We start from the raw sequence: 20,601 nt of genomic DNA on the forward strand, positions 1-20,601 counted from the left end.
GGGGAGCAACCATGACATCGATGGTAAGCCATCTGATTGCCGAAGTACTGGCGCTGGAAGTGCGGCTGTATGCCTGTCAGGCGCGCCTGGCGGTATCCACCGACAGCGAGGCGCTGCACGACCTGCGTACCACAGTGAGGCGCCTACGCAGCCTGCTGCGGCCATTGCGCGGGATTCGCGGGGTCGACGAGCTGGAAGATGCGGCCCGGGAAGTCGGCCGCCTGACCACGCCACTGCGTGATCAGCAAGTGCTGTGCGCGCAACTGCACGACAACGGTTGGCATGCCCTGGCCCGACCCCGCGAAGCGTTTCTGGACGATGCCTGCCCACGGGTGGCGGGCAGTCCGCAACTCAAGCGGTTGTTCGAGCGGCTGGGCAAATTCCCGGAGCAACTGCGAGAGCAGCAGCGCGCCGGGCTGGTGCGCGGTCTGCGCCGCAGCATCGAGAAAGTCATGGATAAACAGTGGCGCAAACTGCGCGACGCCATTGCCGACCCTGAACACGATCGCCACCACCTGCGCCTGTTGATCAAACGGGTGCGCTACGCCGCCGAGGTCTATCCCGACCTCAGTCACCAGCCCAAGGGCATGAGCAAACGCCTCAAAGACGCCCAAGGCGCGCTGGGCGACTGGCACGATCACCTGCAATGGCTGGCGCTGGCCGACCAGCACGCGGACCTGACGCCCTGTGTAGCGCTATGGCAGACCGGCATAAGCCGCGCCGAAAGCAAAGGCGAATCGGCGCTGCAGCGACTGACCCAGGCATGCTTCCCGGAATAAGGCATATCGACCGGCTCTATGGCGCAAATGCCTTTTTCCCGGGCCTGCAGAACTGAGTAAGCTGACCGGGCTGCCTTGCGCCAGATCCAACCCTGTTCTGTTAAGTACACACATCTCGGTGCCAGCCCAGACCTGTCGGCACGGGGCCTGCGGCGATCTGTAAATCCTGAACCTGAACGGAGCCTCCATGACCTTTGCCCAATTGCTCGCCGCCGTAGCCGATAACCCTCGTTCGCTGACCATCCCCGGGCACTGGGCGCAAGGCCGGGCCAGCTTTGGCGGCCTGGTGGCAGCGCTGCAGTACCAGGCCATGCGCACCCAGGTCGAGGCCAGCCGACAACTGCGCTCGCTGGCAATCACCTTTGTCGCCCCGGTGGCCCCTGACGTGCCGGTCGCATTTGAAACAGACATCCTGCGTCAAGGCTCAGCAGTCACCCAGGTGCTGGGCCGCACCGTGCAAAACGGCGCAGTCACGACCCTGATTCAGGGCAGCTTCGGCGCTGCACGCGACTCGATAGTAAGCTTCGCGCCGGCCCCGATGAGCACCGACGTGCCGCCGCTCGAACGTTGCACCGCGCTGCCATTTATCAAAGGCGTCATGCCGGATTTCTTCCAGCACCTGGACATCCAGTGGGGGTTGGGCGGGTTGCCGTACAGCGGCACCCCGGCACCGGCCATTGGTGGTTACGTACGGCTGCGCGATGCTCAGCCACAGCCGCTGACCGAAGCCCATATTCTGGCACTGGTCGATGCATGGCCGCCCGGCCTGCTCGGCTGGCTGAGCAAACCGGCGCCGCACAGCTCACTGACCTGGACCATCGAGTTCATCCACCCGCAACCGCAAATCACCACACTGGACTGGTGCCGTTACCATGCACAGGTTGAACAGGCGGCGGCCGGCTACGGCCATGTGGCCGCCACGCTACGCGCGCCGGACGGCGAGCTGATCGCCATCAGCCGCCAGACCGTGACCGTGTTTGGCTAACCCCCGTAGGAGCAGCTTTAGCTGCGAAGGCGATGGTGCCGGGTGTGTCTGGTCTGGCCTCTTCACGAGCGAGCTCGTTCCCACTGTATTTCAGGTCAGGGTCGGGTGGGGGTGACAGGGCGGCAATCCGTCCTGGTCGGGAAGGGGACTTTGCAAGGGGCCGATCAATGCCGATGCCGGTCCTTCCAGGCGCGCCACCAGGCGCCACTGAACACAAAGCGCGGAAAGGTCACGAATTGCTCCATCACCAGCCGACTGACCGCATCACTGCGATTGGCGAAAGGTTCTGGCGCCTGTTTTTCCAGCCGGTGCCCATGCCGTTGCAGGCCCAGCGCCGCCACCAGGCCAATCACGCCGATGGCGATGGAGGTCAGGCTCCAGGACAACACCCCGTCCAGCAGCAACAGCGCCGCGAGTATGAACAGTGGTACGGCAAGCAGGTGCAGAGTCAGGTTGGTCGGATGGCGGTGCGTGGCCGCATAGCCACGCCATTGCCAGCTGTGCAGGTTGGGAAGTCGCTTGGCCATGTGGCGCTCCTGTTCAGAAACATCACCGCAGCGGCAACTGCGGTCCAGTGTCTGAAGTCTAGGCTGACCAACGGCAGGCGGCGAATCGAGGCTGACTATCGGCCTCATAGCGGGCTGCCAGGGGCGACCCGCTGCGCTTACAACTTCAACTGCCCAATCGACCTGTTCAGTTCACCGGCCAGGGTCGCCAGATCGCTGCTGGTGGAGGCCGAATCGACGGTCTGGGTCACGGTGCGTTCGGTCACGTCGCGAATGCTCACCACCGCACGGTTCATCTCCTCGGCCACCTGGCTTTGCTGCTGCGCCGCCACGGCAATCTGGGTGTTGCTCTCGCGCATCTGCGCTACGGCATCGGCGATGGCGGCCAGCGCCTGACCGGCTTCCTGGGCCTGCTGCACGCATTCGTCGGCCTTGAACGAACTGTCCTGCATGAAGTCCACCGCGTCGCGGGTGCCAGATTGCAGGGCTTCGATCATATTGGTGATCTCGTCGGTGGAGGTCTGCACGCGCTTTGCCAGGTTGCGCACTTCGTCGGCGACTACCGCAAAACCACGACCCATCTCGCCGGCCCGTGCCGCTTCGATGGCCGCGTTGAGGGCCAGCAGGTTGGTCTGTTCGGCAATGCTGTGGATCACATTGACCACGCCGCTGATCTTCTGGCTGTCTTCGGCCAGGCGTTGAATCATCTCGGCGGTCTGCTGCACGCCGCTGGACAGGCCGGCAATCGACACCTGGACCCGATCCACCACCTGCTTGCCGCTGCCGGCCAAGGTGTCAGCAGTCTGCGACTGGTCGCGGGTGGTGCTGGCGTGCTGGGCGATATGGTGGACAGTGGCTGACATCTCGTTGATCGCGGTGGCGACCTGATCGGTTTCACTCTGCTGGCCGAGCATGCCGTGGCGCACTTCGCTCATCCCGCTGGCCAGATTGGCGGCACCGGCGTCCAGCCGTGCGGCGGTCTGCGACACGGTATTGACGACGCGCTGATAGCCTGCCTGCATGGCATTGAAGGCCTTGGCCATCTGCCCGACCTCATCTTCACCGCCACTGGGGGCGCGTACCGAGAGGTCTCCGCTGCGCTCGACATGCAGCATCACATCCTTGAGGGCGTTGAGCTGGCTGAGCAGGAAACGGATCAGCAATTGCGAAGCGCAGAGCATCAGGGTCATCAACAGAAATACCGCGATGGCGTACTGGCCAAAGCGCTCAAGCAGCACGGCCTTGAAGTGCGGTGCATAAGCGAGCACGGCCAGGCGCTGGCTGTCATTGCGCTCGACCAATTGGGCACCATACAAGGTGCGTTCGTTGAGCGGCAGATCAAGCTCGACCCAGCCACGCCCTGACGCCAGGGCTGGCAGCGCCTGACCATTCACCGAAGGCGTCTGGCCGGCCGGGTACGCCACCACATCGATGCCGGTCGGCAGCGGCTGCCCGGCCGGCCACGCTGTCAGCAACCGGGCCTGACTTTGCGCGGCCTGCTGGGCGCTGAGCTGGCGGCTCTGTTGCTCCAGTTGCAAGGCGTACAGCACCAGCATCAAGGTGGTGAAGAAGGCCACCGTGTTGACGGCCCAGAACTTGTACTTCAAAGAGAGGTTGCTAAGCCATGAGCCCATGAGTGGTCTTCTTTATGGTCGTAGTGGAAGGTATTCAGCAAGGTGATATCACCTTGCCTTATTCATCCCCAGGGCCGTTGATTTGTGTCAACAAAATCCGAGGTTTCATCTCCCGCTAGCACTGGCAGACCAAAGAAGCTGCGTGCGCACTCGCTGGTATGCCTGGCCAGGTCGTCGGTGCTTTCGCCACGGTGCAGTGCCACTTCGCGCAGCACTTCGGGCAGAAAGGCCGGCTCGTTGCGGCCATTTTTCGGCTTGGGCCGCAATGTACGCGGCAGCAACCATGGTGCGTCGCTTTCGAGCATCAAGCGGCCGCGAGCAATGTCACGCATCAACGGGTGCAGGTGGGTGCCACGACGCTCGTCGCAGATCCAGCCGGTGATGCCGATGTGCAGGTCCATGTCCAGGTAGCGATACAACGCCTGCTTGTCACCGGTGAAGCAATGCACCACGGCGGCCGGCAGGTGATCGCGGTAGTCGCGCAAAATAGCCAGCAACCGTTCACTGGCGTCGCGCTCGTGGAGAAAAACCGGGCGTTGCAACTGCGCAGCCAGAGCCAGTTGTGCATGCAGCACGCGCTCTTGCTGCGGCCTGGGTGAAAAGTCGCGGTTGAAGTCCAAGCCGCATTCACCGACGGCGCGCACCCGTGGCTCGCCCAGCAGGGCGCTCAGTTGCCGCTCGCTTTCATGGCCCCAGTCGCTGGCATGATGGGGGTGAAAACCGGCGGTGCAGAACAGTTGCTGGCCGCTTTCATCCAGTTCGTGGCAGAGCTGAAGGCTCTGTTCGCTGCACGCCAGATCGGTGCCGGTGAGCACCAGTTGGGTGACGCCGGCGTCGAACGCGCGTTGCAATACCGCCTGTCGGTCGGACGTGAAGCTGGCGTTAGTCAAGTTGACGCCGATGTCGATCAATTGCATGGTTCCACCTCTGGCCTGATGCCGCTGAGCATAACAGAGCCTGTCGCAGTGCCCGAAAATGCTGTGCATTCAATACCTTGGACCTCGCGGTTCAACGCTTTTGGCAACACCTGAAGGGACCTTACCGTCACCGTACGGGTCATAAGGGACCTTTTTCTGTCTGTCTTACCTGGCTTTTTGGCTGATCCAGAATGCCCCACGGAGAGCGAATGATCCGAGCCGCGCTATTGTCCATCGTTTGCCTGGCGCTTACTGCGCCGTTATCGGCTGAGCCGCGCAAGGTCGCCCACAACGGTCCCCAGGCGGTGCAAAAACGGGCCCAGGTTCGCGACCTGCCGGCCATTCGCAGCAGCAAGGTGTTGCGCGTACTGGTCAACCAGAGCCGCAACAGCTCTGGAGATATCAAGGGGCAGGAAGTCGGCGTCGAGTACGAACGTTTGCAAGCCTTTGAAAAGCACCTCAATGGTCAGCGTGGCGGCAAGGTCACGTTCAAAATCATTCCCAAGGCCAAGAGTCAGTTGCTGGCCGCGTTGCTGCGCGGCGAAGGTGACCTTATTGCGCCGGGTGAGCTGCTTGAAACTGCTGGCAAAGGCGTGAGCGCCAGCCGGCCGATCGTTGCCGACGTAGCGCTGGTGGTGGTCACTGGCCGTGGCCAGCGCAGTTTCAAGCACATCGAGCAGTTATCCGGGCGTACCCTGAGCCTGCCGGCCGGCAGTGTGGCCGATGCGGCGGTGCATGACCTCAACCTGCGCCTGGCGCAGCGCAAGCTGGCCCCGGTGCACATCGAGTGGGTCGACCCCAGCCTGTCGGTAGAGGATGTGCTGGAGATGGTCCAGGCCGGGATTTATCCGCTGACCCTGGTCGAACAGCCGATTGCCGAGCGCTGGGCGCGGGTCATGCCCAAGCTGCGCGTCGAGCGCAACCTCAAGCTTGAAAGCCACGGCAATATCGGCTGGTTCGTCCGTGAAGACGCGCCGCTGTTGCAGGCCAGCATCAATGGTTTTCTGGCCACCTACAAAGCGCCGGCCAACCAGGATCTGGTGTTCGAAAAAGCCTTCAAAAAAATGTACCGGGTCAATAACCCATTGGCGCGCAGCAACCTGCAACGCCTGCACGAACTGCGGCCGATCCTGCAACGCCATGGCGATGCTCACGGCATTGACTGGCTGGACCTGGCCGCGCTGGCGTTCAAGGAGTCCAAGCTCGATACCACGGCCAAAGGCAGCGGCGGCGCTACCGGGCTGTTGCAGATCACCCCGTCGGCTGCACGGCGGGTCGGGGTCAATAACATCCACACTGCCGATGGCAACGTGCAGGCGGCGGCGCGCTATATGGCGCTGATTCAGCGCAAATTCTTTGCCAGCCCGCAAATCAACGAGCGCGAGCGCATGGCGTTTGTGCTTGCCGCCTACAACCTGGGGCCGGAGCGGGTCCAGAGCATGCGCCAGGAAGCGCGCAAACGCGGCCTGAACCCTAACCAGTGGTTCTTCCAGACCGAACGCATCGCCATGGAACAGAAGGGTGCAGGCGTGGTGACGTTCGTCAATAGCGTCAACAAGTACTACCTGGCATTTGACCGGCAACGCGACGCACTGGAGCGTGGGCCGGGGGCAAGAAAGTACGTCACGCGCAATTGATCGAATAATTCGATTTTAATGCCAAGTTTTTTGCGATTTTCATATTTATTGATTCGATTATGATGGCGCCATTCCCGCTTATCACTCAATTGGAATCACCGAAATGAAAAACCTGATCAACACTGTTCTGTCTACCCGTGCTGGCTTGGGCATCACGGTCATCCGCGTCATCGTCGGTATTATCTTCATCGCCCACGGCAGCCAGAAGCTGTTTGGCGCCTTCGGTGGCTACGGTCTGGAAGGCACCGGCCAGTGGATGGAAAGCATTGGCCTGACACCTGGCTACCTGATGGCGCTGTTGTCTGGCAGTGCCGAATTCTTCGGCGGTGTGGCCTTCGTCATCGGTCTGCTGGCCCGTCCGGCCGCCGCGGTGCTGATCTTCCTGCTGGGTGTGGCGATCATCAGTGTGCATTTGGCCAACGGCCTGTTCATGGCCAACAACGGCTACGAATTTGCCCTGGCGCTGCTGGGCGGCGCGGTGGCTGTGCTGATCGAAGGGGCAGGCAAGCTGTCGGTTGACCGGGCGATTGCCGCGCGAGTCTGAAGCCACTGAATTGATCGACGCTGCCAGGACCGTGCATTGCACGGTCTTGGGCGTTACTGTGCTTGCGTTGCCCTCACTACTGGCCCTAAGATGGCCACCTGCGCCGATTTAACAACTACTTGCGGGGCGCCCGGCTCAAGCCGAAATACCGCTAAAACGTTGGTTCGGTGTTGCCTCCCACCGCTGCCCAGCGGAATCAGTGAGGCAGAGACCCAGAGCATGAGCCAGACCCAGCGCCGCCCCCTGCGTATTTCCCCCGTCACCGCCTATATCGGCCGCAAGAACCCGCGGATCCTGCTCGGTGGTGTGCATCAACCGACCCTGCTGCGTTACCTGGACGGCTGGCCGCGTAAAGGCGGCAAGGCCAGTGCCTTTCTGTTGCAGTTCGTCGATACCCGCCAGCCGTTGTCCGGCTACGCCAATGACCAGTTCGATCTGGCGGTGATCCATGCCCCGGATGCCGATAGTGCGCCGGCGGTGATCCGCGACCTGACCCGGATTGCCCGCCAGGGGCTTATTACCCTGGGCTGAAGGTTGCGCGGGCGGATCAGTTGCCTTGATCCGCCAGCCGATAAGCAATGCTGTTGATGTACCAGGTCGCCTGGCCATCGGGGATCTGCACCACCACCTCGTCGTCTTGCTCTTTCTTGAGCAGCGCCCGTGCCATGGGCGAGTCGATGGAGATGTAGTCGCTGCGGCCGTAGATCTCGTCGTGGCCGACAATGCGAAACTTCATGGTCTGCCCGTCATCGTTTTCGACTTCGACCCAGGCGCCGAAGAACACTTTGCCCTCCTGCTGCGGCGAGTAATCCACGACTTTTACATCTTCCAGACGTTTGCGCAGATAGCGCACGCGGCGATCGATTTCGCGCAACAATTTCTTGTTGTACTGGTAGTCGGCGTTTTCGCTGCGGTCGCCCAGTGACGCCGCCCAGGAGACTTTCTGGGTGATTTCCGGGCGATAAACCCGCCACAGGTGATCGAGTTCGGCCTTGAGCTTGTCGTGGCCTTCGCGGGTGATGATGTTGGTCGCCAAGCCGCCTCCGTTGGCAGGTTGATCAAGGGCTGGACGGCGCCCAGCCAGGGACAGGCGCTGAATATAACGGGCCGTGTCGGGGGACGGGAAGGTACATGGAAAGAAGGTGTAAATTATTTACTACTCTTTTGGCCGAAAAGGCTTCAGAAACCATGAGAAACAACGATACAAATGGCGTATTGGCTTGATGTGCCGTCATTTAGCTATTGCAGTACCTGTAAAAATATTCTTACAAATTATTCTGGAGCGTGCCTGTGAAAATCGTGCGAAAGGCCAGCCTGGCCGCGGCTGCCGTGCTGTTTCTTACGACCAGCCTGTTATCGTTGTCGCAGATCACTCAGGTGCGCGACACCCTGTATAAGCAAACCTCTGCAAGCATCGGCGAGTCCAGCAGTGCGCTGGCCCGGCAGATCGAGAACTGGCTCAATGCCAAACTCAGGCTGATGGACCTGATGGCGCAGAATATCGCCGCCAGTTACAGCCTTGAGCAGATCAACCTGAGCATTAACAGCCAAGTGCTCAAAGATGAGTTCATCATGATCTTCGGCTCGCTGGACGCCGACGGCAAAACCCTCAAGAACCTCGATTCCTGGCAGCCCAAGCCGGACTGGGACGGTCGTGTGCGGCCCTGGTATGCCCAGGGCAAGGCCGCTGACAAGACGGTGCTCACAGAGCCCTATGTCGATGGCATCACCGGCGAGAACCTGATTTCTGCGGTCACCCCGATCCGCAATGGCGGGCAGTTCATGGGCGTGCTGGGCGGTGACCTGCGCCTGAAAGTGGTAGTCGATGCGGTCAATACCCTGGACTTCAACAAGGCCGGCTACGCCTTCCTGTTGAGCAAAAACGGTACGATCATTTCTCACCCCAAGGCCGAGATGAACGGCAAGAACTACAGCGAACTGTTTGCCGGCCAGCAGCCAACGCTGACCGGCGGCTTGCAGGATATTCATGCCGGCGACAAGGATCTGCTGGTGTCTTTCACGCCGTTGAGCAATCTGCGCGGCGCCGACTGGTACATTGGTGTGGTGCTTGACGAGAAGATCGTCATGGCCGAGGCCGACAGCCTGACGTGGCGCGCCATCATCGCCACCGTGCTGGGCGTGGTCCTCAGCCTGCTGGTGCTCGGCACGTTCATGAGCCATCTGCTCAAACCGCTGGATCTGCTGCAACGTTCGATCAAGGAGGTCAATAGCGGCGAGGGTGACCTGACCCGCCGACTGCCGGCCAACGGCACAGATGAAGTGGCGACCGTGTCCAGAGAGTTCAACGATTTCCTGCAAAGCCTGCAGAGCCTGATCAGCCAGATTCTCGGCACCTCCAGCCAGGTACGGACCAGCACTGCGGCCACCTCCCACGAGGCCACCCAGGCCGATGAGCGGCTGCAGCGTCAGTTGCAGGAACTCGATCAACTGGCCACTGCCATGCAGGAAATGTCGTCGACTGCCGAGGACGTCGCGCGCAATGCCCAGGTGGCGGCCCAGGCGGCGCTGGCGGCCAACCAGGAGGCCGAAAGCGGCGAGCGGGTGGTGTTGCGCTCGACAGAGGCGATCAAGCGGCTGGCAGGTGAAATGGAAGACGCAGGGCAGGCGGTTCTGGAGCTGGCGCAGTTCAGCGATAACATTGAGTCGATTCTGGGGGTGATCACCAGCATTGCCGAGCAGACCAACCTGCTGGCGTTGAACGCTGCCATCGAGGCGGCGCGGGCCGGTGAGTCAGGGCGCGGGTTTGCCGTGGTGGCCGATGAGGTGCGCACCCTGGCTTCGCGCACTCAGCAGTCGACCCAGGAAATCCGCCAGATGATCGATCAGTTGCAGGCCGGCGTGCGTCAGGCCGAGTCGCGTATGCAAAAAAGCCGCGACAGCGCCAGCAAGACCGCCGAGGAAGCAGGCGCAGCCAACGAGATGCTGGCGCGTATTCGCCAGGCCATCGTGCACATCAACGACATGAACACCCAGATCGCCACCGCAGCCGAAGAGCAGAGCGCGACCACTGAGGAGATCAATCGCAACACCACCAATATCCGCGACATCAGCCACGAAGTGGCTGCCGGTGCCGAGGAGCAGGTGCGTCAATGTGCGCTGATGGTTGAGCAGGTGGGCGAGCAGGGTCGCTTGCTGGGGCGCTTCAACGTCTGAGTCTGAGTTCGCGCCTGAACTGGCCGTTCAGGCGCTGGCCAAATGCAGCAGATCGCGCATCGCCCGCCGGGCCAGGCGGCTCATCACCGCCGATTGCAAGCGTCCGGCCGGTGCGCCGGTGCCCAGCGCGCCGACCAGTCTGCCGTTCAGGCGCAGCGGGATTGCCATGCAATGCAGGCCCTGTTCGGAGTTTTGCAGGTCCAGCGCAAACCCGCTTTTGCCAATCTGCGCCAGTTCCTGCTCCAGTACCGGGCCCAGTGCCTGCTTGCGTCTTATTCTGCGCAGCAACGCCGGGTCGTTGGCGAGAAATACCTTGCCCACTGCGGAGGTGGTCAGCCTGTCGCGGCGTGCATCGGCGCTCCACTCCAGTGGCCTGCCGTGACGGTCCAGGGCCGCCAGCGCCAGGTAGTTGCGGGTGCCGCCAGGTACGGCCAAAACACAATTTTCTTCGCACAGTTCGTTAAAGGCACGCAGCGCAGGATTGAACAGTTCGCGCAGGCGGCTGGCAGGCGCGGTGCCGGACTCGGCCAGTGCCCCCATACGCAGGCCCAGACTGTAGTGCGTGCCGCAGCGGTTCACGTAGCCCAGCTCGACCAGTGTGTCGAGTAGCCCGTGGCCGGTGCTGCAGGACAGCCCGGTGGCGGCGCACAGCTCCTGCAGACGCGCACCCTGAGGCTTGATCTTGAGCTGTTCGAGCAGGCTCATGCCGCGCTCCAGCGACTGGATAGCGCGATTTCGCGGGTTCGGCCTGCTGTCCTCTGGCGTATTTTTCGGCATTGCCGGAATTTCCCTGTTTTGCTTGAGCAACCTCACGAGCAGTGCGTGAGGCTCGATAGAGTACCTGCGTTTTCATTTTGCTGGAGCAGATTATGGATCTTCAACTCACAGGCAAGCGGGTATTGGTCAGCGGCGGCACCCGTGGTATCGGCCGGGCGATCGTGGAAAGCTTTCTGGCTGAAGGCGCACAGGTTTCGTTCTGTGCCAGGAACAAAGACGAGGTGCGGGCCGCCGAAGCTGCGCTTGGGCGGGATTGTTGTGGCTTCGCGCTGGATATCACCAGGCCCGCGCAGGTGGCCGACTGGGTCGCCAGCAGCGCCCAACGGCTGGGGGGTATCGATATCGTGGTGCCCAACGTCAGCGCATTGGCGGCTGGCAGCGAGGCTGAGGTGTGGCGCAAGGCATTCGACACCGACCTGCTGGGTACGGTCAGCCTGGTCAGCGCCGCGCTGCCCTGGTTGAGGACGTCTCGGGCGGGCGCGGTGGTGCTGATTTCCAGCGTTTCAGGACGCGAAGTCGATCAGTTCGCTGAGCCTTACGGGGTGCTCAAGGCGGCGTTGACGCATTACGGCAAGACCTTGTCGGCGCGGCATGCCGGGGAGGGCATCCGGGTCAACACCGTTTCGCCGGGCAATGTGTATTTTTCGGACGGTGTCTGGGGCACCATTGAGCGCGAGCAGCCAGAGACCTTCGCCCAATGCCTGGCGGCCAACCCGTTTGGGCGCATGGGCCGGCCGGAGGAGGTGGCACGGGCTGCCGTGTTTCTCGCCAGTCCTGCCGCCAGTTTCATTACCGGCACCACCTTGCTGGTCGATGGTGGCCTGAGCCGTGGCGTGCAGTTCTGAACACCCGTCGGCCGCCTGCGGTCGATACTGATCAAGCCGATCCATCATGGAGAAATCATGGAAACTGCTGTCTGGAATGCCGATCCCCTGATCTGGGGCCACGGTCCGCGTACGTTCGAAGTGTTTCTGGAGCCGACGTGCCCGTTTTCGATAAGGGCCCTGAACAAGCTCGATGACTTTCTCGCCGAAGCGGGTGAGGACCGGGTAACCCTTAAAATCCGCCTGCATTCGCAGCCCTGGCATATGTTTTCCGGGGTGCTGGTGCGTTGCATCCTGGCCGCCTCGACCTTGCCTGGCGGCAAGGACACGGCCAGAAGGGTGATGGCGGCAATTGCTGCGCACCGTGAGGAGTTCGAGTTCGATCACCATGCCAGCGGCCCGAACATGGACGCCACGCCTAATCAGATCATTGCCCGGCTCGAAGGCTATAGCGGTGTGAAGCTGGCCGAGGCGTTCGCTCAGCCGCAACTGGAACATGCCATCAAATGGCACTGCAAATACTCCCGCCAGAACAGCATTCACGTATCGCCGACTTTCATGGTCGATGGGGTGGTGCACGATGCGATTGGGAGCAGAGACAAGCCGTCCGAGTGGATCGCCAAGGCGAATATCTGACACCCGCGTGGTGCCGGCCGGTCGTTACAGACCGGCCGGCGCGGTGACTCAACCCTCGCGCAACACGCTCAGCGGGCTGGCGTTGAGTGCCCGGCGCGTGCCGTAGACCCCGGCGCCCCCGACCAGCACGGCACCGATCAACGGCAGTACCAGCAGCCACGGGTGCGGTGCCCATTGCAGGTCGAAGGCAAAGCGGTACAAGGCAAAGCTCACCAGTTCACAGCCCAGCGCGGCCAGCAGGCCGCTGGCGGCGCCCAGCAGACCGAACTCGATGCGTCGTGACTTGATCAGCAGGGCCCGGCCGGCGCCCAGTGCGCGCAGCAATGCACCTTGGCGAATGCGTTCGTCCAGGGTCGCCTGCAAGCCGGAGAACAGCACCGCCACGCCCGCCGCCAACACGAACAGCAAGACGAACTGCACGGCCAGGGTCACCTGATCGAGAATGCTGCGCACCTGTGCCAGCAGTGCCTCGACGCCGAGGATGCTGATTGACGGGAAGGCGCGCGACAGCTCGACGATCTGCCGGTCATGACCCGCCGGCACATAGAAACTGGTCATGTAGGTGGTCGGCAGGTCGGTGAGGGTGCCGGGCTGGAAGATGATGAAGAAGTTCGGCTGGAAGGTGTCCCAGTTGACATCGCGCAGACTGGTGACCACGGTTTCGCGGGTCAGGCCGCCGACGTTGAAACCCAGACGGTCGCCAAGCTTGATGTTCAGGCTGTCTGCCAGCTTGGCTTCCACCGAGACACCGGGCACGGCATCGGTGGCCGGTGCCGGGGCGTTGCTGTCCCACCAGCGGCCGGCCGTGATGCTGTTGCCCTCGGGCATGGCAGCGGCCCAGGTCAGGTTCAGGTCGCGGCGGGTGGCGTTTTCGCCCCGCGAGTCTTTGGTGACGAACTGGCCGACCGGCTCGCTGTTGATCGTCATCAAGCGTCCCGGCACCACTGGGTACAGGGGCGCTGCGTGGCTCGACAGGCCGGTGAGGGTCTGACTGAAGCGATCCTTGTCGGCAGGCAGGACATTGAGGACGAAGTAGTTCGGAGCATCTTCAGGCAACTGATTCTGCCAGGTGTCGAGCAGTTCACCGCGCAACAAGGCGATCAAACCCATCGCCAACAGAATCAACCCGAAGGCCAGCGACTGTCCGGCGGCCGCCAGCGGGTGGCGCAACAGCTGGCCTAGGCCCAGGCGCCAGGGCAGTGGCGCCCCGGCCAACAGCCGGCGCAGGCTGTTGAGGCCGATCAGCAGCAGAGCACCGAACACCACGGCAGCGAGAATACCGCCACCCAGCAATGCGAAGGTCAGCACCAGGTCGAGGCTCAGGCGCCACATGATCAGCCCCAGCGCGACGATGGCCGCGCCATAGACCAGCCAGGAACTGGCCGGTACCGGCAGCATGTCGCGGCGCAGGACCCGCAGCGGCGGGACCCGGCCCAGTGCCGCCAGCGGCGGCAGGGCGAAGCCGGCAAGGGCCACCAGGCCTGTGCCGATCCCTGCCAGGGCCGGAATCACTCCGCCGGGTGGCACGGTGGCCGGCAGCAGGTTATGCAGCAGGCTGAACAGGCCCAGCTGTGCCAGCCAGCCGATCAATGCGCCGCTGGCACTGGCCGCCAGGCCGATGACCGCCAGTTGCATACCAAACAGCAGCAGTGCTTCGCGGCGTGACAGGCCCAGGCAGCGCAACAGGGCGCTGGCATCGAAACGCCGGGCCGCAAAGCGCGCTGCCGACATCGCCACGGCGACCCCGGCAAGCAACACCGCCACCAGGCTGGCCATATTCAGATAGCGCTCAGCCTTGCCCAAGGCTCCGCCGATCTGTTGGCTGCCGTCGCGGGCGTCCTTGATTTCCTGGTGCGGTTGCAGGCCCGGCTCGATGGCCTGGCGGTAGGCGGCCAGCGACTGGGGCGAGCCGGTCCACATCTCGCGGTATGTCACCCGGCTGCCGGGCTGGACCACGCCGGTGGCCTGCAGGTCTTGCAGGTTGATCATCACGCGGGGGGTGAGGCTGTAGAAGTTGCCGGCGCGGTCCGGTTCATAGGTCAGGATGCGGGTCAGCTTCAATGGCTTGGCCCCGACATCAATGGTATCGCCGACTTTCATGTTGACTGCCGGCAGCAACCGCGCTTCGGCCCAGGCCTCGCCGGGAGCTGGGCCTTTACTGGCTTGGTCGGCCTGGTAGAGGTCAGGTGCGCTTTTCAGCTCGCCGCGCAACGGGTAGGCGTCGTCGACGGCCTTGATGCTCGACAGCTGAATGCCGTCGTCGGTGGCGATCACGCTGGAGAAAATCACGATCTGGCCGTGCTTGAGTCCCGCCTGCAAGCCGGCAGCGCGCTGCTCGTCAGTGGCAGGGCTGGAGCCTTCCAGAATCAGGTCGGCGCCAAGAAACTCGGTGGCGCGCAGCAGCATGGCAGCATTGAGCCGGGCGCCGAAGTAACCGATGGCGGTACTGGCGGCCACCGCCACCATCAGGGCAAAGAACAGTACGCGCAGTTCACCGGCGCGGGCATCGCGCTGTAACTGGCGCAGTGCAAGGCTGAACAGACGCGTCAGGGGCATACGTGCCATCAAGGCTCCAGAGGGGCGACCTGGCGCCCGGCTTCAAGACGGATCAGGCGGCGGCAACGGTGTGCCAGGCGCTCGTCGTGGGTGACCAGCACCAGGGTGGTGTTGCGTTCCTTGTTCAGTTCGAACAACAGGTCGCTGATCCGTTCACCGGTGTGGCTGTCGAGGTTGCCGGTCGGCTCGTCGGCAAACAGCACGTCCGGGTCGGCAGCAAAGGCCCGGGCAATGGCGACCCGTTGCTGCTCACCGCCGGACAGTTGGCGTGGGGTATGGGTCAGGCGCTTGCCAAGGCCGACCCGCTCCAGCAGGGTCCGGGCCTGTTCGCGGGCGTCCTTGCGGCCTTCGAGCTCCATCGGCAGCATGACGTTTTCCAGGGCATTGAGGCTGTCGAGCAATTGAAACGACTGGAAGACAAAACCGACGTGCTCGGCGCGAACCCTGGCGCGTTCGTCTTCGTCCAGCTGGCTCAGATTGCGGCCCGAAAGAACCACGCTGCCGGCGCTTGGCAGGTCAAGGCCGGCCAGCAGGCCGAGCAGGGTGGATTTGCCTGAACCCGAAGCGCCGACAATGGCCAGGGTGTCACCCTTGTTCAGTTCAAGGGAGAGTTCGTGCAGGATAGTCAGGTCACCTTCGGTGCTGGGGACCACTTTGCTGAGGTTTTGGGCACTGAGAATACTTTCACTCATGGAGAATCCGATGCGTGCGTGGTTATTGAATGCTGCTCTGGGGTCGTTGTTGCTGCTGTCACAGGGCGCAGCGGCGGGCACAGTGTTGATCGTTGGGGATAGTATCAGCGCGGCTTTCGGCCTGGATACCCGTGTGGGCTGGGTGAGTCTGTTGCAAAAACGCATGCAGGAGCAGGGTTTCGACAGCAAGGTGGTCAATGCGTCGATCAGTGGCGACACCAGCGCCGGCGGGCTCGCGCGGCTGCCTGCGCTGCTTGCAGAGCATAAACCGCAACTGGTGGTGCTTGAGTTGGGCGGTAACGATGGCCTGCGTGGACAACTGCCCGCGCAATTGCAACAAAACTTGACCAGCATGGTAGATCAGTCACAACAGGCCGGTGCCAAGGTGCTGTTGCTGGGCATGCGGATCCCGCCTAACTACGGGCCGCGCTATACCCAGGCATTCGAAGCCGCCTATGTTGATCTGGCCAGGGAGAAACAGTTGCCGTTCGTGCCGTTTTTCCTTGAAGGGGTAGGCGGGGTGCCTGCGCTGATGCAGGCTGATGGCATCCACCCTGCCGCCGCGGCCCAGAACACGTTGCTGGAAAACGTCTGGCCGACCCTGAAACCCTTGCTTTGAGGCTTTTCCAGCGGGGCGCTTTCGGCTAATGTTGCGCCCCCCTCACTGGAGCCCTCCATGCCGCGCCCTGCCTGGTCCCTTTTTGCTTATCAGATGATCGAACCTGACGAACAGCTCGATCTGTTCGCCTGCCAGGAAGCCAGGGTCCATTTGATCGCCCGGCAACTGGTGCTGGGAGGCACCGCCGACCGAACGCTGTGCGGTACGTTGCTGCCGGCTCAGCCGCGCCTGTTACAGGTTGAGACACAAATACTTCAGCAAGAGCGCCTGTGCCCGCTGTGCAAGGCCATCCTTGACGCGCAGCGGCGTGGCATGCACCCGATCTGGCCGGAACTGTAAGCGGCGCGAGCCAGCAGGCTCCCGGTCGCGTCAAGCCGGGTGTACACTGCGATTTCTACCGTGTTTAGCCGAAGGATTTCACCGGATGTTGTCGCGCATTCCTGTCGTTGCCCGCTGTCTGTCGCTTGCCGCCCTGTGGGTCGCCTGTTCTGCCCAGGCCACCGAACTGCCCTTGCCGCCGCCAGGCGAGGATATCGTCGGCCAGGTGCAGGTCATCGATGCGAGGTACGAAGACACCTTCGCCGATCTGGGCACCCGCTATGGCCTGGGCTACCTGGAAATGATCGCCGCCAACCCCGGCGTCGATGCCTGGCTGCCTGGCGCCGGTACCAGGGTCACGCTGCCAACCCGCTTCATCCTGCCACCCGGCCCGCGTGAAGGCATCGTGATCAACCTGGCCGAATACCGCCTGTATTACTACCCCAAGGGCAAGAACGTGGTCTACACCTACGCCTTGGGCATCGGTCGCGAGGGCTGGGGGTCGCCAATCGGCAATACCCGCATCGTTGCCAAAACGCCGAACCCGACCTGGACACCGCCAGCGTCGATCCGCGCCGAACATGCGGCCGATGGCGATATCCTGCCCGCCGTAGTGCCTGCCGGCCCTGACAACCCGCTAGGACCGTTCAAGTTCGGCCTGGGTATGTCTGGCTACCTGATCCACGGCTCGAACAAAAAGTTCGGCATCGGCATGCGCACCAGCCACGGCTGCTTTCGGATGTACAACAACGACGTCCTGACCCTGGCTGACATGGCCCCGGTTGGCACCTCGGTGCGCATCATCAACGAACCTTACAAATTCGGTGTCAGCGGCGGCAAGGTCTACCTTGAAGCCCACACCCCGCTCGATGAGCAAGGCAACCCTTCGGTCGTCGACAAGCACACTGCGGTGATCAATAGCTTGCTCAAGCACGAGGACCTGGCCAATAACATGCGCACCAACTGGGATCTGGTGCGTGACGTCGTAGCGGCGGAAGACGGCATCCCGACCGAAATCGCCGTGCCGGCCGCCAATACCCCGGCGGTGCCTGTGCAGGACAATGTGCAGGCGGTGTTTCAGTAATTGATGAAAGCGCTGGGCAGGGAAGCCTATTGCGCTAAATTGAACCGTTCGCGGCTGAAGCCGCTCCTGCGCCGCCGGTTCCCCAGGCAATAAAAAAGGCCGACCCGCGAGCGGGTCGGCCTTTTCACAATCCCGAAGGGACTATTACTTGCGGCTAGCCTTGTCAAGCATGCGCAGAGCACGCTCGTTGGCTTCGTCGGCAGTTTGCTGAGCTTTCTGAGCAGCAGCCAGAGCTTCGTCAGCCTTACGGTAGGCTTCGTCAGCACGAGCTTGTGCACGTGCGGCTGCATCTTCAGTAGCAGTCAGACGAGCTTCGGTTTCTTTGGAGACGCTGCTGCAACCGGTGGCCAGAACGGCGGCCAGAGCCAGAGCAGAGAATTTCAGAACGTTGTTCATCGTGTTCCCCTTCAAGGACTTATTTCAAATTCGTCATCTCTCGAAAGTGAGAAAATGACTGGCGTACATAGTACTCATTGTTTGTAGTAAGTAAACGGACGAAGCGCAAGATACCCACAAAATTCTTGTCGCTGAAAGTCTTTCGTCATACTTCTCAAGTGGATTGTATGAAAACTATCCACTTCGGCCTGACGGACGAGCTGTTGTTGATTGCTGTTCAGGGTCTTTGCAAAAGCCTGGGCAGCCTGTGGCGTGATGTCACAGTGACTTTAGCGGTCATCAAGGCGTCTCAATGGACAACTTGCGAGAGTGTCAGGTTCCATTATCAAACAGCAGATTGCGGGGCCTGATTTTTAACGGACGGTTTGCTTGAGTAGATTGGACAATCACGCCTACTATTTGGTAGTGCTGTTCAGGTTGATAGGCGATGTGTCGGTCGTTACCTGTACAACACAGGGCGGCATAGAGGTTCCTTCGCCGGAAAAACATCGGTAAGGTAGGGGTCCAATTCCAAGACCCGCTAGGAGTAATGATGAGCGAGGCGTTGTCCATTGAACATGATCAGGCCAAACATCAGTTTGCAGTCGAGATCGACGGCCATCGCGCCTATTTGACCTACATGGACCTGGGCAAGCAGACCCTGGATTTCTATCGCACCTTCGTGCCTGATGCCCTGCGCGGTCGCGGTGTTGCGGCAGCGCTGACTGAGCATGCGCTGGCCTTTGCTGACCAGGGCGGCTATACCGTGATTCCATCGTGCTCGTATGTCGAGCGTTACATGGAGCGCCATCAGCGCCGTAGCGGCGCCCAGGATGTGATTGGCTGATCGGTCACCCAGAATTGAAAACGGCGGGGCTTGCCCCGCCTGTTGCATTGTGCTTGTGGCCTGGGGCTGGGCCTCAGCCCCGGTTACGCGCCCGCAATACGTCCTTGAGCTTGGCGTGCATGCTGCGCAGGGTCTTTTCAGTCGCCGACCAGTCAATGCAGGCGTCGGTGATTGATACGCCGTATTGCAGCTCTGCCAGGTCTTTCGGAATCGACTGGCAACCCCAGTTAAGGTGGCTTTCAACCATCAAACCGATAATCGACTGGTTGCCTTCGAGAATCTGGTTGGCCACGTTCTCCATGACCAGTGGCTGCAGGCCCGGGTCCTTGTTGGAGTTGGCGTGGCTGCAATCGACCATGATGTTCGGGCGGATCTTGGCCTTGTTGAGGTCTTGCTCGCACAAGGCGACGCTGACCGAATCGTAGTTGGGCTTGCCGTTGCCGCCACGCAACACCACGTGGCCATAGGCATTGCCTTTGGTTGTGACGATTGACACGCCGCCTTCCTGGTTGATGCCCAGGAAACGGTGCGGCTTGGAAACCGACTGCAGGGCATTGATTGCTACGGTCAGGCCGCCATCGGTGCCGTTCTTGAAACCTACCGCCGAAGACAGGCCCGAGGCCATTTCCCGGTGGGTCTGCGATTCGGTGGTGCGGGCGCCGATAGCCGACCAGCTGATCAGGTCCTGCAGGTACTGCGGCGAGATCGGATCCAGCGCCTCGGTGGCGGTAGGCAGGCCCATCTCGGCCAGATCCAGCAGCAGTTGCCGACCAATGTGCAGGCCGTCCTGGATCTTGAACGAGTCGTCCAGGTACGGGTCGTTGATCAGGCCTTTCCAGCCCACGGTGGTGCGCGGCTTTTCGAAATACACGCGCATGACCAGATAGAGCGTGTCCGACACTTCAGCGGACAGCGCCTTGAGGCGCTCGGCGTATTCTTTGGCTGCCTTCAGATCGTGGATCGAGCAGGGGCCGATCACGATGAACAGGCGGTGATCCTTGCCATCGAGAATGTTGCGGATCACCTCACGGCCTTCGCTTACGGTCTTGAGCGCCGCAGCAGTCAGGGGGATCTCGCGCTTGAGCTGATCCGGGGTGATCAGTGTCTCGTTGGAAGCGACGTTAAGGTCGTCAATCGGTAAATCGGCCATCGGTTTACTCATCTGGTCACGGTGGCTGGCCGCCGGCGGGCGGTCCCAGCATATTGAGCGTTGCGGGTGCCGAACCTTATCGCGTTAGCGCGTGTTTCTACAAGCTGGCGTTACCGTGCGCTGGCCAATCTGCGCCGCCCATGAGCGGCATATGAACAGTGACGCAAATCTCGATAAACTCATGCCTTGTCGTTCTGGAGCGTACCGCGTGGAGCAATTGCAGCTCACTGACCTTGATATTGACCGTCAGCTATTGGATTTGCCAGGCCGCTCACTGTTGCTGTTCACCGGACAAGGCTGTGCCAGTTGCCGGTGGGCTTACGAGCAACTGCCACACATGAGCTTGCCGCTTGAACGGTTGTGCTGGATCGACGCTGAACGTAACGGCGGTGCGGTGGCGCGTTATGAAGTGTTTCATTTGCCGGCCTTGTTTGTGGTGTGTGACGGCCAGTTTTATGGTGCGATACGCTCCTCCCTGAACCGGGTAATGCTCACTCAGGCGCTTGAGAAGGCCTTCGCCCAGCAGCCTGACGAGCTGCCCTGAGCC

General features: G+C 61.8%; 23 protein-coding genes and 1 pseudogene. 15 read left to right on the forward strand and 9 right to left on the reverse strand.

Annotated features, from left to right (window positions below):
* Positions 1-11: 11 nt before the first annotated feature.
* Both NRB16_RS18530 and NRB16_RS18535 read left to right on the forward strand, forming a co-directional pair.
* The gene (locus NRB16_RS18530) at positions 12-779 is read left to right on the forward strand and encodes a CHAD domain-containing protein (RefSeq protein WP_144403328.1); all 768 of its coding nucleotides are present in this window, start codon (positions 12-14) and stop codon (positions 777-779) included.
* A gap of 187 nt (positions 780-966) precedes the next feature.
* A complete protein-coding gene (locus NRB16_RS18535) occupies positions 967-1,764 on the forward strand; it encodes an acyl-CoA thioesterase II (RefSeq protein ID WP_257106644.1) in 798 nt (265 codons plus the stop codon).
* A 164-nt stretch (positions 1,765-1,928) separates the two neighbouring features.
* Here the strand turns inward: NRB16_RS18535 and NRB16_RS18540 are convergent, their stop codons facing one another.
* The 3 genes from NRB16_RS18540 to NRB16_RS18550 all read right to left on the reverse strand — a co-directional run bounded on the left by NRB16_RS18540 (position 1,929) and on the right by NRB16_RS18550 (position 4,821).
* Positions 1,929-2,291, reverse strand: coding sequence for an Mpo1-like protein (locus NRB16_RS18540; RefSeq protein ID WP_253117723.1), 363 nt, complete (start codon positions 2,289-2,291; stop codon positions 1,929-1,931).
* Positions 2,292-2,428: 137 nt separating this feature from the next.
* A complete protein-coding gene (locus tag NRB16_RS18545) occupies positions 2,429-3,904 on the reverse strand; it encodes a methyl-accepting chemotaxis protein (protein ID WP_257106645.1) in 1,476 nt (491 codons plus the stop codon).
* A 62-nt stretch (positions 3,905-3,966) separates the two neighbouring features.
* Entirely contained in the window at positions 3,967-4,821 is an 855-nt protein-coding gene (locus NRB16_RS18550) for a TatD family hydrolase (protein WP_257106646.1), read from the reverse strand.
* 209 nt (positions 4,822-5,030) lie between these two features.
* On the opposite strand from NRB16_RS18550, the gene NRB16_RS18555 reads away from it, so the two are divergent.
* From NRB16_RS18555 to NRB16_RS18565, 3 genes are all read left to right on the forward strand, one after another.
* Positions 5,031-6,458 (forward strand): transglycosylase SLT domain-containing protein, encoded by a 1,428-nt coding sequence (locus NRB16_RS18555; protein ID WP_045491998.1) that lies wholly within the window; start codon positions 5,031-5,033, stop codon positions 6,456-6,458.
* A 103-nt stretch (positions 6,459-6,561) separates the two neighbouring features.
* On the forward strand, positions 6,562-7,002 hold the full coding sequence (locus NRB16_RS18560; RefSeq protein WP_253117728.1) for a DoxX family protein: 441 nt from the start codon (positions 6,562-6,564) through the stop codon (positions 7,000-7,002).
* A gap of 219 nt (positions 7,003-7,221) precedes the next feature.
* Positions 7,222-7,533 (forward strand): hypothetical protein, encoded by a 312-nt coding sequence (locus NRB16_RS18565; protein WP_045491994.1) that lies wholly within the window; start codon positions 7,222-7,224, stop codon positions 7,531-7,533.
* A 16-nt stretch (positions 7,534-7,549) separates the two neighbouring features.
* Here the strand turns inward: NRB16_RS18565 and greB are convergent, their stop codons facing one another.
* Positions 7,550-8,038 (reverse strand): transcription elongation factor GreB, encoded by a 489-nt coding sequence (greB, locus tag NRB16_RS18570; RefSeq protein WP_045491992.1) that lies wholly within the window; start codon positions 8,036-8,038, stop codon positions 7,550-7,552.
* Between the two features lie 341 nt (positions 8,039-8,379).
* Between greB and NRB16_RS29730 the strand changes: the two are divergent.
* Positions 8,380-9,318, forward strand: a pseudogene (locus NRB16_RS29730) (cache domain-containing protein); the annotation flags it as partial.
* Positions 9,292-10,176 (forward strand): methyl-accepting chemotaxis protein, encoded by an 885-nt coding sequence (locus NRB16_RS29735; RefSeq protein ID WP_373568479.1) that lies wholly within the window; start codon positions 9,292-9,294, stop codon positions 10,174-10,176. The pseudogene NRB16_RS29730 and the gene NRB16_RS29735, both read left to right, overlap by 27 nt.
* Positions 10,177-10,203: 27 nt before the next feature.
* On the opposite strand, the gene NRB16_RS18580 is transcribed toward NRB16_RS29735, so the two are convergent.
* Entirely contained in the window at positions 10,204-10,953 is a 750-nt protein-coding gene (locus NRB16_RS18580; protein ID WP_257106648.1) for an IclR family transcriptional regulator, read from the reverse strand.
* 92 nt (positions 10,954-11,045) lie between these two features.
* On the opposite strand from NRB16_RS18580, the gene NRB16_RS18585 reads away from it, so the two are divergent.
* Positions 11,046-11,798, forward strand: coding sequence for an SDR family NAD(P)-dependent oxidoreductase (locus NRB16_RS18585; protein WP_045491985.1), 753 nt, complete (start codon positions 11,046-11,048; stop codon positions 11,796-11,798).
* A 57-nt stretch (positions 11,799-11,855) separates the two neighbouring features.
* Positions 11,856-12,413 carry a thioredoxin gene (locus tag NRB16_RS18590; protein ID WP_253142324.1) on the forward strand — a complete coding sequence of 186 codons (558 nt, stop codon included), beginning with the start codon at positions 11,856-11,858 and terminating at the stop codon, positions 12,411-12,413.
* 48 nt (positions 12,414-12,461) lie between these two features.
* On the opposite strand, the gene NRB16_RS18595 is transcribed toward NRB16_RS18590, so the two are convergent.
* Positions 12,462-14,978 (reverse strand): ABC transporter permease, encoded by a 2,517-nt coding sequence (locus NRB16_RS18595; RefSeq protein WP_257106649.1) that lies wholly within the window; start codon positions 14,976-14,978, stop codon positions 12,462-12,464.
* Positions 14,978-15,661, reverse strand: coding sequence for an ABC transporter ATP-binding protein (locus NRB16_RS18600; protein ID WP_045491981.1), 684 nt, complete (start codon positions 15,659-15,661; stop codon positions 14,978-14,980). The genes NRB16_RS18595 and NRB16_RS18600 overlap by 1 nt, the downstream gene beginning before the upstream one ends.
* Before the next feature lie 10 nt (positions 15,662-15,671).
* On the opposite strand from NRB16_RS18600, the gene NRB16_RS18605 reads away from it, so the two are divergent.
* The 3 genes from NRB16_RS18605 to NRB16_RS18615 all read left to right on the forward strand — a co-directional run bounded on the left by NRB16_RS18605 (position 15,672) and on the right by NRB16_RS18615 (position 17,682).
* Complete coding sequence (locus tag NRB16_RS18605) at positions 15,672-16,280, forward strand: arylesterase (protein WP_257106650.1); 609 nt, start codon at positions 15,672-15,674, stop codon at positions 16,278-16,280.
* A 57-nt stretch (positions 16,281-16,337) separates the two neighbouring features.
* Positions 16,338-16,619 (forward strand): hypothetical protein, encoded by a 282-nt coding sequence (locus tag NRB16_RS18610; RefSeq protein WP_045491976.1) that lies wholly within the window; start codon positions 16,338-16,340, stop codon positions 16,617-16,619.
* A gap of 85 nt (positions 16,620-16,704) precedes the next feature.
* A complete protein-coding gene (locus NRB16_RS18615) occupies positions 16,705-17,682 on the forward strand; it encodes a L,D-transpeptidase family protein (RefSeq protein ID WP_045491974.1) in 978 nt (325 codons plus the stop codon).
* 144 nt (positions 17,683-17,826) lie between these two features.
* Here NRB16_RS18615 and oprI read toward each other — a convergent pair whose 3' ends face one another.
* Positions 17,827-18,078 (reverse strand): outer membrane lipoprotei OprI, encoded by a 252-nt coding sequence (oprI, locus tag NRB16_RS18620; RefSeq protein ID WP_045491971.1) that lies wholly within the window; start codon positions 18,076-18,078, stop codon positions 17,827-17,829.
* A 167-nt stretch (positions 18,079-18,245) separates the two neighbouring features.
* On the opposite strand from oprI, the gene NRB16_RS18625 reads away from it, so the two are divergent.
* Positions 18,246-18,428, forward strand: a complete 183-nt coding sequence (locus NRB16_RS18625; protein WP_144403327.1) for a hypothetical protein — start codon at positions 18,246-18,248, stop codon at positions 18,426-18,428.
* 182 nt (positions 18,429-18,610) lie between these two features.
* Positions 18,611-18,904 (forward strand): GNAT family N-acetyltransferase, encoded by a 294-nt coding sequence (locus tag NRB16_RS18630; protein ID WP_045491969.1) that lies wholly within the window; start codon positions 18,611-18,613, stop codon positions 18,902-18,904.
* A 73-nt stretch (positions 18,905-18,977) separates the two neighbouring features.
* Here the strand turns inward: NRB16_RS18630 and NRB16_RS18635 are convergent, their stop codons facing one another.
* Positions 18,978-20,054: a 3-deoxy-7-phosphoheptulonate synthase gene (locus NRB16_RS18635; RefSeq protein WP_257106651.1), complete on the reverse strand. Its 1,077-nt coding sequence runs from the start codon at positions 20,052-20,054 to the stop codon at positions 18,978-18,980.
* Positions 20,055-20,235: 181 nt separating this feature from the next.
* On the opposite strand from NRB16_RS18635, the gene NRB16_RS18640 reads away from it, so the two are divergent.
* Positions 20,236-20,598 (forward strand): thioredoxin, encoded by a 363-nt coding sequence (locus NRB16_RS18640; protein WP_144403405.1) that lies wholly within the window; start codon positions 20,236-20,238, stop codon positions 20,596-20,598.
* Positions 20,599-20,601 lie beyond the last annotated feature (3 nt).

The organism is Pseudomonas sp. LJDD11, from assembly GCF_024584215.1.
GTDB lineage: Bacteria > Pseudomonadota > Gammaproteobacteria > Pseudomonadales > Pseudomonadaceae > Aquipseudomonas.

What these genes read in the sequence shown, in the direction of transcription:
- NRB16_RS18530 (WP_144403328.1), top strand. Translation starts at nt 12, where the DNA reads ATGACATCGATGGTAAGCCATCTGATTGCCGAAGTACTGGCGCTGGAA.
- NRB16_RS18535 (WP_257106644.1), top strand. Translation starts at nt 967, where the DNA reads ATGACCTTTGCCCAATTGCTCGCCGCCGTAGCCGATAACCCTCGTTCG.
- NRB16_RS18540 (WP_253117723.1), bottom strand. Translation starts at nt 2,291, where the DNA reads ATGGCCAAGCGACTTCCCAACCTGCACAGCTGGCAATGGCGTGGCTAT.
- NRB16_RS18545 (WP_257106645.1), bottom strand. Translation starts at nt 3,904, where the DNA reads ATGGGCTCATGGCTTAGCAACCTCTCTTTGAAGTACAAGTTCTGGGCC.
- NRB16_RS18550 (WP_257106646.1), bottom strand. Translation starts at nt 4,821, where the DNA reads ATGCAATTGATCGACATCGGCGTCAACTTGACTAACGCCAGCTTCACG.
- NRB16_RS18555 (WP_045491998.1), top strand. Translation starts at nt 5,031, where the DNA reads ATGATCCGAGCCGCGCTATTGTCCATCGTTTGCCTGGCGCTTACTGCG.
- NRB16_RS18560 (WP_253117728.1), top strand. Translation starts at nt 6,562, where the DNA reads ATGAAAAACCTGATCAACACTGTTCTGTCTACCCGTGCTGGCTTGGGC.
- NRB16_RS18565 (WP_045491994.1), top strand. Translation starts at nt 7,222, where the DNA reads ATGAGCCAGACCCAGCGCCGCCCCCTGCGTATTTCCCCCGTCACCGCC.
- NRB16_RS18580 (WP_257106648.1), bottom strand. Translation starts at nt 10,953, where the DNA reads ATGCCGAAAAATACGCCAGAGGACAGCAGGCCGAACCCGCGAAATCGC.
- NRB16_RS18585 (WP_045491985.1), top strand. Translation starts at nt 11,046, where the DNA reads ATGGATCTTCAACTCACAGGCAAGCGGGTATTGGTCAGCGGCGGCACC.
- NRB16_RS18590 (WP_253142324.1), top strand. Translation starts at nt 11,856, where the DNA reads ATGGAAACTGCTGTCTGGAATGCCGATCCCCTGATCTGGGGCCACGGT.
- NRB16_RS18595 (WP_257106649.1), bottom strand. Translation starts at nt 14,978, where the DNA reads ATGGCACGTATGCCCCTGACGCGTCTGTTCAGCCTTGCACTGCGCCAG.
- NRB16_RS18600 (WP_045491981.1), bottom strand. Translation starts at nt 15,661, where the DNA reads ATGAGTGAAAGTATTCTCAGTGCCCAAAACCTCAGCAAAGTGGTCCCC.
- NRB16_RS18605 (WP_257106650.1), top strand. Translation starts at nt 15,672, where the DNA reads ATGCGTGCGTGGTTATTGAATGCTGCTCTGGGGTCGTTGTTGCTGCTG.
- NRB16_RS18610 (WP_045491976.1), top strand. Translation starts at nt 16,338, where the DNA reads ATGCCGCGCCCTGCCTGGTCCCTTTTTGCTTATCAGATGATCGAACCT.
- NRB16_RS18615 (WP_045491974.1), top strand. Translation starts at nt 16,705, where the DNA reads ATGTTGTCGCGCATTCCTGTCGTTGCCCGCTGTCTGTCGCTTGCCGCC.
- oprI (WP_045491971.1), bottom strand. Translation starts at nt 18,078, where the DNA reads ATGAACAACGTTCTGAAATTCTCTGCTCTGGCTCTGGCCGCCGTTCTG.
- NRB16_RS18625 (WP_144403327.1), top strand. Translation starts at nt 18,246, where the DNA reads ATGAAAACTATCCACTTCGGCCTGACGGACGAGCTGTTGTTGATTGCT.
- NRB16_RS18630 (WP_045491969.1), top strand. Translation starts at nt 18,611, where the DNA reads ATGAGCGAGGCGTTGTCCATTGAACATGATCAGGCCAAACATCAGTTT.
- NRB16_RS18635 (WP_257106651.1), bottom strand. Translation starts at nt 20,054, where the DNA reads ATGGCCGATTTACCGATTGACGACCTTAACGTCGCTTCCAACGAGACA.
- NRB16_RS18640 (WP_144403405.1), top strand. Translation starts at nt 20,236, where the DNA reads ATGCCTTGTCGTTCTGGAGCGTACCGCGTGGAGCAATTGCAGCTCACT.